The 13,216-nt window shown below is 48.0% G+C and carries 7 protein-coding genes; 4 read left to right on the top strand and 3 right to left on the bottom strand.

Annotation, left to right across the window (positions count from 1 at the left end):
• On the top strand, nt 1–5,871 hold a 5,871-nt coding region (locus DW949_RS06635), incomplete at its 5' end, for an S-layer homology domain-containing protein (protein WP_370448727.1).
• 328 nt (nt 5,872–6,199) lie between these two features.
• Here DW949_RS06635 and DW949_RS06640 read toward each other — a convergent pair.
• From DW949_RS06640 to DW949_RS06650, 3 genes are all read right to left on the bottom strand, one after another.
• Nucleotides 6,200–7,549, bottom strand: a complete 1,350-nt coding sequence (locus DW949_RS06640; protein ID WP_118022456.1) for a sensor histidine kinase — start codon at nt 7,547–7,549, stop codon at nt 6,200–6,202.
• Entirely contained in the window at nt 7,546–8,874 is a 1,329-nt protein-coding gene (locus DW949_RS06645; protein ID WP_118022457.1) for a hypothetical protein, read from the bottom strand. The genes DW949_RS06640 and DW949_RS06645 overlap by 4 nt, the downstream gene beginning before the upstream one ends.
• A 99-nt stretch (nt 8,875–8,973) precedes the next feature.
• Nucleotides 8,974–9,888 (bottom strand): LysR family transcriptional regulator, encoded by a 915-nt coding sequence (locus tag DW949_RS06650; RefSeq protein ID WP_118022458.1) that lies wholly within the window; start codon nt 9,886–9,888, stop codon nt 8,974–8,976.
• Between the two features lie 172 nt (nt 9,889–10,060).
• Here DW949_RS06650 and DW949_RS06655 point away from each other — a divergent pair, with 172 nt between their 5' ends.
• From DW949_RS06655 to DW949_RS06665, 3 genes are read left to right on the top strand one after another with little or no spacing between them, the layout of a single operon-like run.
• Entirely contained in the window at nt 10,061–10,738 is a 678-nt protein-coding gene (locus DW949_RS06655) for an RraA family protein (RefSeq protein WP_118022459.1), read from the top strand.
• A gap of 28 nt (nt 10,739–10,766) precedes the next feature.
• Nucleotides 10,767–11,657 (top strand): NAD(P)-dependent oxidoreductase, encoded by an 891-nt coding sequence (locus tag DW949_RS06660; protein WP_158570650.1) that lies wholly within the window; start codon nt 10,767–10,769, stop codon nt 11,655–11,657.
• 30 nt (nt 11,658–11,687) lie between these two features.
• Nucleotides 11,688–12,995, top strand: coding sequence for an MFS transporter (locus DW949_RS06665; RefSeq protein ID WP_118022461.1), 1,308 nt, complete (start codon nt 11,688–11,690; stop codon nt 12,993–12,995).
• The last annotated feature ends 221 nt before the right edge of the window (nt 12,996–13,216 follow it).

The raw sequence follows: 13,216 nt of genomic DNA on the forward strand, positions 1-13,216 counted from the left end.
AAATATTCGGTTACCAATCTGGAAAATGCGGATAAACAGCTGCAGACCAATATTGATAATGAAGCTTCTGCCCGTGAAGCCGCAGATACTGAAATCAAGCAGGCTATGACGGACCAGAAAACCAGTACGGCTCTTCACATTTCCAGTAGTGGCGATTTAATTGTAGGTACTAAAGAAAATCAGACAGTCAAAAATATGGAAATCCGTGGGCAATTGACTTCCGGTTCGATTTCTACTGGTGATATCACCTCTAGTGGTGATGTATCGGTAGCAGGGAAAGTAGAAGCGGAAGCTGTTTACGATGATACAACGAAGACCGGAAACTATGTGGTCCAAACCAATAGTGTGGGGGCTAACCTTTCCGCTCTCGATACCCAGGTTAAATCCAATGCCGATGCGATTGAGGAAGAAGCACGTAAGCGCAAATATTCGGTTACCAATCTGGAAAATGCGGATAAACAGCTGCAGACTAATATTGATAATGAAGCTGCTGCCCGTGAAGCTAAAGATAATGAACTGAATGAACGCATTACAAACGAAGCGAATGCGATTCACGAAACGACGAATCAGTTGCAGAGTGACCTCAATACGGAAACAGCGGCCCGTGAAGCAGCCGATGCGGCTCTCGACTCCCGGACTACGGCTCTGGAAGATAAGACCGAAGCCATCACCTATGATAAGGATTCCAAGACGGTCATGGTGGACGGCAAGCTCACCGCTACCGAAGGCATCACCGATGGTACGACGCAGGATGGCCAGTATGTGAAGGCTGATAACTATGTAGGCCAGAACCTGAACGCTCTGGACCAGGGCCTGCAGGCAGAAACGACAGCCCGTGAAGCAGCCGATACGACTCTGCAGACCAATATCGACAACGAAGCCGCAGAACGTAAAGCAGCCGATGCGGCACTGGATGATAAGATTACGGCAGAAACTTCGGCCCGTGTGGCAGCAGATACCAAACTGGTGGAAGCCGTCAACAGCGGCCTGAGCCTGAGCGATGACAATGTGTTGCAAAAGAACACCACTACCATTGACGCTCAAGGCAATGTGACCACTTCAAAGACCGATGCCAATGAAATGATCCTGAACAAGGGTAATGACAACCAGATTACCCTGAACGAAAATGGAATCAAGGTTGGCACCAACAGCACGGTCGTAGATAAAGACGGCGTCTACACCGGCGGCGATACCTATAGCGAAGCCGCGGCAGCTATGAGCGCTGACGGCAAAATCAAAGGGGCCAACGGGGCTTTCACCGTGGATGAAAATGGAAATGTCACTTCTAAGGCAACTATCACCGGCGAAACAGTAACCGACGGTAAGGGTGCTTCCATGAGCAACGGAACAGTAACCGGCAAGACACTGACCGATGGGATTGCTACCATTACCAATGGCAACATCAATACCAGCGGTACCATTACCGGCGGCACCGTAACTTCTACAGGCAACATCTCCGCATTGGGTGACATTCACGCAGGCGGCGCCATTACAGGGGCCAGCGCTTCCATCCAGGGCGCTCTGACAGCAGGTAGTGCCACCATTACCGGTGACCTGACCGCCGGCGGTGCTATCCAGGGTAAGAGCATCTCTGATGGCACGGCAACTATGCAGAATGGCAACCTCACCGGTGTGAAGAACCTGAGCGCTGAAACCATCACCACCAGCGGCGATGCCACCATCGGCGGCGACCTGACGGTCAAAGGCAAGCTGAATGTGGATGAAATCGACCTGACCAAGAACGGTATTGTAGGGGACAACAACGTAACGGCCAGCACGAAAGTGGCAGCCGGTGAAATCACGTCCTATAAAAAAGCTACCAGCACGAAAGACGGCAGTGAAAAAGAAAGTGCCATTGATTATGATGAAAACGGCACTTCTACATGGGCAAAATCTACCGATGCAGATGGCAACTGGAAGAAGAGCACTCTCACTGTAGAAGGCAACAAGGTAATGTCCAAGGTTATTGATTCTGAAAAGAACAGCAACCTGTCTACACAGACATCTACTCAGTCACAGAGCACACTGACGGATAAAGATAGTAACACCAATACGGCAACTCAGAGTGCAACGGAATCCAGCAGTGTCGTAACGAATAAAGATGGCAAGACATCTACATTCAAGCAGAATGTAGATCAGATTCTCAGCCAGATTAACGATCAAAATGGTGCGTTCTCCACTATCGATCAGAAGCTCAACGGCATTACTAGCGAAGTCACCGATGGAACCAACACGACTTCTTCCACCCAGACTACGACGGATATCACCAATACGGCTGAACAGGGTACTATTGCCAACAATGCTAAAAAACTCTCGAACAGTGCTTCTGAAAGCATTACTAATACAGCAGGAAACAGCATTACAAATACAGCTACTAACGGGGATATCACGAATAATGCACTGAATGGCACCTTAGCCAACAACGCCAAGAATATTGCGAATACGACTACAGAAAATATGACCAATGTTGTTGGTGGTAATCTGACGAATACGGTCACTGGTGATATGACCAGCTCGGCTAAGAATATCAGCAATACAGCAACAGAAGCCTTGACCAATACGGCAAAGGATATTACCAACAATGCATCCAACAATATCACCAATATTGCGGCCGAAACACTTACCAACCAAGGTAAAAACGTAGCAACTATCGCCAGTGAAACAGCTTCTACTAATGCTAAGAATATCACTAATACGGCGAGTGAAAACATCACCAATACCGCTTCTAATGGAACTATTACCAATGAGGCAAAAGATTTGGTCAATCATGCTACAGAAGACATGACAAACACAGTAGATCGGAATCTGACGACCACTGTTGGCGGTAATATGACAACTACCGTTACCGGCAAGGTCACGGAAGACTACAAGTCCGACCTGGATACCAAGGTGGGCGGCAATGAAACCCATTATGTAGCAGGCAACCAGACCAATACCGTGTCCGGCGACCGTACGGTCAGTGTAAAAGGAACGGAAACGGAAAACTTCAACGCCCAGGTTATCAACGTTAAGACAGACCAGAAGACTTCTGTAGGTGGCAACCAGACCAATATCGTAGCTGGCAACCAGCAGAATACCGTAAGCGGAAGCAAGACGGAAACGGTCAAAGGCAGTGTCACGGAAAAATATGGCAGCCAGGCAACTACAGTTGACGGTGACCAGAGCACCCATGTGGGCGGCAATCAGGAAAATGTGGTAACTGGCAACCAGACCAATACCATCAGTGGCAGCAAGACGGAAAGCGTCAAAGGCGCTGTGACGGAAACCTATGGCAGCCAGACTACGAAAGTCAATGGCGACCAGAGCACGACAGTAACCGGCAAGCAGACCAATAGCATCACTGGTGACCAGGTCAACACTATCGGCGGCAGCCAGACTACCACGGTGACCGGTGATGTAACGGAAGACTACAAAGCCAACCTTAGCACTACGGTAGGCGGAAACCAGACTACGACGGTAACTGGTGACAGCAGCCTGACAGCAGAAAACATTACCAACGAAGCGAAGAACAAGATTACCAACAAGGCTATCGATGTGGAAACGGATGCTTCCAGCTCCATCGTGAACAAGGTTTCCAACGATGCCGGCTCCAACACTTCTACCCAGCTGTCCTATCAGACTAAAGAAGAAATGAGCCAGGCCGATGGCAAGACCGCTTCCTATCTCCGCGGTGCAGCAGAAGAAAAATCCCAGCTCACCGATGGGGACAAGAAGACCACTATCGACACCATTGCCGGCCAGACTAACACCAACATTACCGATGGGACAAATACATCTAACGACCTGCAGAAAGCAGATCAGATTGCTTCCTCCGTAACGGACGGCACCAATACCACCGTTGTGAACCAGGATGCCACGAGCCTGGCTTCCTCCATCACCGACGGGACCAAGTCCAACAACACCAACAACACCGTAGACAAATCGGAACAGCTGATCAAAGCCAGCGATACCCAGTACAGCGCTACGTCTAAGACAGCTACTAAGATGGAAGATGCCCTGGTAAGCGGCAGCAGCGTTATCGACGTTATCAAGAGCCTTGACGATGCAGCCAACCCGCTCATCAGCAGCGCCGTAACAGATGGCACCAACAGCACTGGCGTCACCCAGACAGCAAAAGATATCACCAACACGGCTAAGAACGGTACGATTGCCAATGATGCCAAGGATATCATCAACAACGCTACGGAAAACATGACCAACACAGTTGGCAAAGACCTGACCACGACTGTAGGCGGCGAAATGAAGACCACCGTGACTGGCAAAGTTACGGAAGACTACCAGTCCGACTTGGAAACCACGGTGGGCGGTAACCAGAGTACGACTGTTAAGGGCAATCAGAGCAATACTGTTGAAGGAACTCTGACGGAAACGGTAACTGGCAAAGCTACGGAAAACTACAATGGCGGACTGGAAACTACCATTACCGGTGAAGAAAAACACACGGTCAACGGCAGCCAGACCAATGAAGTTACTGGGGACCAGACCAATACCATTGGCGGCAACCAGACCACCACGGTGACCGGTGACAGCAGCCTGAGTGCGAAGAACATCAGCAATACGGCTGCGACTTCCATCACCAACAAAGTTGGTGATAATGTCAGTACCACGATGAGCACCGATTCCATCGTCAATAAAGTTGGCAAGACCACGATTACTACAACAGACGGTAAGACGAAGCTAACCAATGAAGATGGTACGCATGAAACCGAAATGGACTATGCTACCGTCCTGAAAGACCTCGGCGTCCGCGGTAGTGCAACGGTTGATCAGAACTTGACGGTCAAAGGCGATTCGGACCTGCAGGGCAATGCAACCGTTGGCAAGAACTTAACTGTCAATGGCACATCTGACCTGAAAGGCGATGTCACCATGGAATCTAACGCTACGGTTAAGAAAGACCTGACTGTAGAAGGCACGACAACAACGGATAAACTCGTCGTCAACAATGGGGCCACCGTTACTGGCGGCACGACGACGGATACGCTCCACGTCACCAACACATCGACTTTCGATGGCGCAGCCACCTTTAAAGATGTAGTCACCATGGAAAAAGACCTCTCTGTCGGCGGCAATGCCAGCGTATCGGGAAGCATGACAGCTTCTTCGTACAAAGTCGGCGACAAGACCTATATTGATGATAACGGCATCAACGCCAATAATCAGAAGATTACCAACGTGGCAGCGGGAGAACTTTCGGCCAACAGCCTGGATGCGGTCAATGGATCACAGCTCTATGAAACCAACCGCCGCGTCAGCAAGATGGACAGCCGCATCAACGAAGTCGGTGCCAACGCAGCAGCTATGGCCAACCTCCATCCTCTCGAATTTGACGCCGATTCCAAGTTCAATGTCGCAGCAGCCGTCGGTAATTACAAGAACGAAACGGCTACGGCTCTGGGCCTCTTCTATCGCCCCAATGAAGACGTCATGGTCAACCTGTCCGGTACGGTCGGCTCGGATGACAACATGATCGGCGGCGGCGTATCGGTCCGCATCGGCCGCGGCGGCAACAAAGCACGGAATAAACAGATGGCGGAAAGCGCAAAATACGTCAAGAATCTCGAATCCCAGGTCAATACCCTGCAGAATCAGATGGATGCCCTCCTGTCCGTCCTCAATCCGAACATGTCCAAAGAATTCCCCGATGTACCGGCAAATCACTGGGCATATGAAGCCGTATCCCGCCTGGCTGGCAACGGCATCATCCAGGGGTATGAAGATGGCAAGTATCATGGCGAACGTACCATGACCCGCTATGAAATGGCAGAAATCATTTACAAAGCCCTGCAGAAAGGCGCCAAAGCAGAAGCGAAACTGGTAGAAGAATTTAAACCGGAACTGAAAGCTATGGCTGCCCAGAACAAAGCATAACGAACGCTGAATCCCTGCATCGTTAGAGGTAGCAGCAGAAGGCATGACGAACTACCGCATCCTGAATCTCATTCAGGATGCGGTAGTTTTGTTGTCGGGTGAGATATTGTCAATAATCAACGAATCATACCGGGCCACAGAACTGGCTCAAGCCGTTCGGCGTTACCAACCGGACAGGGCTCATCCACAAAATACAGGCATCATGAGAAATTTTCGCAGACTTGACCTGTCTGCTAAGGGATGATCCGGGGCAAACTAAAACAGGCTATCGCAAAATAGCTTTTATAGCTTACGTTGCGACAGCCTGTTTGTTGTTTTTTAGGAGATATTATGTTGCCGGAAGTGCCAGCCGGATGTAGGTGCTGAACCAGCCTTTTTCGCAGGTGCAGATGACATTGGCATGGTATTCATCCCGGAAACGGGCCAGGGATTTCATGCCGATGCCGTGGCCCGGGGCATCGGTCGTTGGCAGGCCGTCTTCGTTGAATGTGACCGTGCCATCGAAGCGGTTCTTTATGAGAATGTTCAGCATATCTTCCTGACGGACGACGAGAAGAGTCAGGACACGCCTGCTTTCTGCCTGTTTTTCACTGGCATGGACGGCGTTTTCGATGAGATTGGAAAAGACCATGGACAGGTCCGTGCTGAACGCCGGACTGCAGTCCGGGATATCGGCCTGGGCAGTGACGGCAATGCCTTTGCGTATAGCCGCACTGAGATACGTCGTAAGGGCGGCATTGACGACGATGTTTTTACAATATTCCTGACGTTTGGTCTGATTGAGTTTTAGCCCGATGTGTTCAATCAGGGCCAGAGCTTTATCATAGTCGTGATCTGATATGAGCTTCGTCAATTTCTGTAAATATTCCCGTCTTTTTTCGTAAAATTGCTCCATCAACGTCTGTGATTCATTCAGGGATTGGGCGTAATTCTGGCTGGACTGGATCTGGGCGGCCAGGGCGTCATTGCGCTCGTAGGTCAGATAAATGGCATCGGCCTGATTGATACCGGCCCGTACACTCAGGGCGATGAGCAGGGTAGCGCAGGAAATGATGATCCGTGGTACCAGCATTTCAAAATAGATTACATTGGGGACAGACTGGGTGACGAAAAATAGTGATTCCGCCAGGAGCAGGCAGGGAAGGACACAGATATATTTCCAGTAACCTCTCGTGCTCAGAGCATGGTCATTGCGGAATATATCGTTGAAATACCGGATGAGGACCGGCAGACAGAGTATATAACTGATGGTATAGATGAATAATTCAAGTGAATAATGTATGAGAGTATTGCTGTTGGTAAACATACCCAGCTGGATGAATACATAAAATAAATAATAGATGAGGGTGTGGAGCATCAGCATAAATATGGTGCGCAGGGCAAAGACGTAGATATGCCGGAAAAAATGCGGACGGATTATAGTGATGGCCCAGATAAAATAAGGAGTCCACAACAGGGAATATAGCTTTTTGAACATGAAAATGGAGTGGGAACACTGCCCGCTGAGAAAGAGGTAGAGCAGGACTAGCGTTTCTGCCATGAAACAGACGACGTATCCGGCGACGGTCCATTTTTTTTGCTTTTCCGGGATAAACGGGGCAAAAGAAGCATACTGCAGATAAGCCGGCGGTACGATGGACAGGGTGAGCAGGCAGGTAGTGACGAATATCCCCATCATACGGCAGCACCTTCCTTGCAGGGAATACGCAGGTTGGCGACAATCCAGCCCTTTTTGCAGGTATACTGACCGACTCCCTGATGGCGCATCATAAATTGACGCAGCACCGGTATGACCTCAGCGTACGGACCATCCTGGGGACGACCTTCGGCATCCACCGTTACCGGGGCGGTTTGGCGGTGGCCAACGAGCAGCATGACTGTCGTATCGGTCTGACGGGCTATTACCGTGATAGATCGCCTGGTTTTATCCTGAGTAAGACTAACGGTAATCGCGGCTCCTACCAGCCGGGCTGCAGCCTGGGCCAGTTCCTGTTCAAAGGGAAGATGCGGTGCCAGCGAGAGGTCGGCCATGACGGAAATACCGTCTTCACGGGCTTTCTCTATGAGTGGGAGCAATGTCTTCCGGATACAGATGTTTTTCCCCCAGTGATAGGGCCGGGTCTGGGCCAGTTCCTGTGTGAGCGTTTCTAGTAAGGCCAGTGAAGCCGTATCGTCCTTTTCCTGAATCAATTTAGACAGAAGGCGCAGCTGATGCCGTGTGTCATGGCGGTATATGGACATACGCCGCTGGGAGGACTGAAGCATCTTCGTGTAGTCGGCAAACATTTCCATTTGTGTCAGCAAAGCCGCATTTTCACGCTTGAGTTCGATGGCATAATGCATTTTACGCGTGCCCAGATACATCGTAATGGCAATACAAATCCCAAACAGGGCCTGCAGTACGCGCGGGATGAGGTATTCGCGGGCTATTGGTTCATTGGTATGGGCCAGAATGGCGGAATATAGGATCAGTGAGACTGGAATCCAGGCGGTGTATTTCCAGAACGACAACATATCGACCATATGATAGGTGATGAATAAGGAACGGAAAAATTTCAGCAGCAGTGGTGCAAGGATGATATAGGATAGCATGTATGCCAGGAGAAAGAAAACTATATAATAGAAAAACTGGCTGCTGGGAATGAGGAGAAGTTCCAGATTCATGATGAACGTAAAGAGGGCTACAATATACAGACCCTGCATTCCCAAAACGAATACATACTGCAGCCGGTATGCCGGCACATACAGCAGACCGAGAAGAAGATACGGAATAGCGTGAAGGGAAATGGTGTCTTTGAATGAAATCCAGGCGACGCCTACAATGCCTTGTGAAAACACAAAGACCACACACAGCACAATGGCGGCATACGTCAGGATAAATGCCTTTGCCAGACGGCGTGATTCACAGGGTGCCAGGAGTGGGACAAAGACTCTGTATTGGACGAAAATGGATGGCAGCAGGGCAAGAAGAAGGAGACCGACTGCCAGAGATGAAGAATGCATAGGTACGACCTTCTTTTCATAATTATGAGTATTACGCATATATTATACCAATAAGCCGGATTTAATGTAAAGCCCTGCCGTCGTATTGTAAACAATGTGTTACACTTTATAAATTAATGCCTGTCTGTCAATATTTAGTGATAGTTCCTGCAAGTATTTGAAAAAAATAGAAAGAGACCTCTGCGTGGTGGGACGGGGCTTTTTGTGCTGGATAATATAGGCAGTCAGGGGAGCGGGGGGATCGGATAAATAAGAATATATGAATCCGCCCAGTGAAAAAGCATACTGTGCCATTCCCAATGGCACGATAGACCACCGGCGGCTGTTTTTTAATACCTGCAAAGTGAGTGGCGCGCCAGTAAGGAGTGTCGGGCTGCTGTAAATGTCGCCGGGCCAGTGGTCGTCATGCCAGTTCTTGAATTCGGGTGTCCAGGGGACGTAGATTTCGTCCTGGGGATCCAGCGTGGTATTGTCGATGGTAGAAATCCCTTTGTCTGATGCGGTACTGGATTTTAGTACGACTAAAGACGTTTTTTTCCAGGGGGTGCAGAGTATATCAGGATATTTGATGTTCCGCCAGGCGATGGCTACGTCGATTTCCCTGCGTTCAAGCAGAGGGTATAATTCTGCCGTATGTTCGGTGTGCAGGGATAAATGAATTTTTGGCTGATGATTCAGCAATTTTTGGAATAATGGCGGAAAGATGAAGTCGTTCAGATATTGGACAGACCCAAAGGAAAGGGAAAGTTTTTCTCCTTCTTCTTTGAAGTGATCCAGCTCTTTCCATAAAGCTGCCCAACGGTGGGCGATAGGCATAAAATCCTGTCCTGAAGGAGTCAGTGAAATTTCTTTGATGCCCCGGCCCCGCTCCAGCAGTGTGACGCCCAGCTCGGCTTCCAGATTCTGCAGACGGTGAGTGATGGCCGTCTGTGATACGTAAAGCTGTTCTGCGGCCCGGCTGATATTGCGGGTCTGGACGACGGTCAGGAAGGCTTCGATATCGTGTATGTGCATGTGAGGTACTCCTTTCAGTAAATATGAAAATAATTGATTATTAATTACTTATTTATTCATTTTACTTTATTATAGTCTGGATATAAAATGATATCAAGACATGAAGCTTATACCGGTAAAGCATTAAACATGGATACTATCATTTATATACATGAAAGGCGGAAAGAGAAGAATGAGTGTAGGATGCAAAATTATTAAAACGATTAAAAGACCCGATAGAGCATTAGTAGAAGCGTTCAAGGGAATGCCTGTAGCCAATATTGATGACTGCATGAACCGCACGGCAGCCGTTCGGTCGGATATCTGTCCGTTGAATAAGGCTCCTTTGCTGGGAACGGCGTTTACCGTTAAAGTACCGGAAGGGGATAATCTGATGTTCCATGCTGCTATGGATATGGCACAGCCGGGCGATGTCATCGTCATTGATGCCGGCGGCGATGCGAACCGTGCTATCTTTGGGGAGTTGATGATTACCTATTGTCAGAAACGGGGCCTGGCCGGTGTCATCGTAGATGGAGCTATCCGTGATTCCGATGAAATAGCGGCTATGGATTTCCCTGTATACGCTAAAGCAGCGATTCCCAATGGCCCGTATAAAAATGGCCCGGGAGAAATCAATACGGTCATTTCCTTTGGAGGAAAAGTCGTCCGCCCCGGTGATATCATCGTCGGTGACGGTGATGGTATCGTCGTCATCAAACCGGAAGAAGCGGCAGATATTGCAGCGGCGACGCGGAAGGTCATGGAAAAAGAAGCAGGGATCATGAAACACATCGTAGAAGATGGCACCTATATCCGTCCCTGGGTGGCAGATAAAATCAAAGAAATCGGTGCAGAGATTGTGGAATAATTTATCGATAGACGGAGGCAGAAATATCATGAAATTAGGATTCATTGGGTTTGGTGAAGTAGGATACGAAATCAGTAGTGGCCTGGTAGAACAGGGATTAAAAGAAATTTACGCGTATGATATAATGCAGAATCATCCGGAAAAGGGACATATTGTAAAAGATAAGGCAGAAAAAGCAGGGGTAACCCTTTTGGATTCTGGTAATGATGTGGTAAAAAAATGCGATATGATCCTGATGGTCGTACCCGGTGCATTTGCACTGGATACGACGAAAGGTTTGCTGGACAGTGTAACACCAGGGAAACTTCTCGTCGATTTATCGACCAGTCTCCCCAGCGTCAAACGGGCAGAAAATGAGTTGATCAGTGAAAAAGGTGGGAATTTCATTGACGGGGCGCTTATGGCCAGCCTGAGTCAGGCTCATTATAAAGTACCTATTCTGGTCTCGGGCGCAAACTGTCAGCCTTTTATCGATGCGTTAGTGCCGTATGGCATGAATATCAAACAGATTACGGAAAAACCTGGTGATGCCATCGCAGTAAAATTTGTTCGCAGTATCTATATGAAAGGCATTGCGGCACTGGGAGCGGAAATGCTGGAAGCTGCCAACGTGCTGGGCGTAGATAAACTGGTAATTGATTCGATTGGCAATACACTGGATGGGAAATCGTTCGCTTTTAATAACAATTACCTGGTCGTAGCCAGTGCATGGCATGGAGCCAGACAGGCCCATGAAATGAGCGACGTGATGAAGATGCTGGAAGACATCGGTGTAGCACCGATTATGACACAGGCTACAGAAAAACGACTGGAATGGTTCCGTGACCTCGATGCACACACATATTTCAATGAAAAACGCCCGGAAAACTGGCAGGATGTCGCTGTGCTTTGGGATAAAGTGCGGGAAGAAGGGAAATAATTGGGATTGTTTTGACGTAGGAGGCTTGTTATGGCAACGGAAGCAATAGAAAAACAAACAATGGGTAAAGTAAAAGTACGTTTGATACCCTTTCTGCTTATCTTATATTTCTTCTGTTTACTTGATCGGGTAAACGTCGGTTATGCTGCGTTGACAATGAATGCAGATCTAGGTATTTCTGCTGCTGAATATGGGCTGGTTGCAGGAATCTTCTTTATAGGCTACTTCCTCTTTGAAGTTCCTAGTAATATCATTATGACCAAGGTAGGAGCCAGAAAATGGATCGGGCGGATTTTGATAACCTGGGGACTGGTTTCCGCATTATGTGGCTGTATTCAGACGGCAACTCATTTATACATCATCCGCTTTTTATTGGGTGTGATGGAAGCCGGCTTTTATCCCGGAGTCATGTTATACATGACATATTGGTTCCCCGCAAAAGACCGGGCTAAAGTAGTTACCCTGTTTATGCTGGCATTGCCACTTTCTGCTGTTATTGGAGCACCATTATCCGGACTTATCCTGGATCACGTGCATGTTTTAGGATTACAAAGTTGGAGATGGCTGTTTTTACTGGAAGGTCTTCCAACATTTTTCGCTGGCATTATTACCTGGTTTATTTTGCCCAACAAGCCGTCTGATGCCAAATGGCTGGCTAAAGATGAAGCAAATTGGCTGGAACAGACGATTGAAGAAGAACATGCAATGGTGGCTAAAAAGCATAAACAGTCCAAATGGAGGGCTCTTACTGGTGGAACCGTATGGCTTTTGGCAATCATATATTTCAGCAAGACCTGTGCCTTTTACGGCGTAAGCTTTTTTGCACCGACGTTAATTAAGCAATTAACGGTGGGATTGTCTAATTTCGAAATTGGTGTTTTCAACGCCGTTCCATTGATTATTGCTTCGTTCTTTATGATTTTCTGGAGCCGCCATTCTGATAGGACTGGTGAACGATATCTTCATGTTGCTACTTCCGTTTTCCTTTGCGGAATAGGTGTTATTGGATTGGGATTTACTAGTAGTCCGGTAATGGCCTTTATATTCCTGACTATCGTATTTTGCGGAGCCTACAGTATCTATGGTGCCTTCTGGGCGATGACGTCTATGATCTTTTCAGGTGAGTTTGCTGCAATTGCGATGGCAGCTATTAATTCTATTGCTAATTTAGGCGGATTTGTCGGCCCTGTGGGTATTGGCGCGTTACGGGCTGCAACGGGAAGTAATCAGTATGGCTTTTACTTGATTGCAGGATTCCTGATAGCATCGACGTTAATTACTTTGGGATTAAAACAGGTTAATCAGCGTAAAGAAATTCCGGTGGAAAGTAAAATATAAGTGATATAGCAATACACCTTATCGTACTTTGAGGATAAGGTGTATTGTTATATTGCACATATGTTCTATTTTTGCTATGATATAAGTGAAGCCAATATTATACATTATAAGGAATGGGTGAAGGTGATATGCAGTAATTGATGATGATCTAGAAATGTAAGGCTTGATGGTATGGAACTTCAGGTTCACACGATTAGCGCTTTTTGGCGCAGTTGTGTGGA

Source organism: Megasphaera sp. AM44-1BH (assembly GCF_003467125.1).
GTDB lineage: Bacteria > Bacillota > Negativicutes > Veillonellales > Megasphaeraceae > Megasphaera.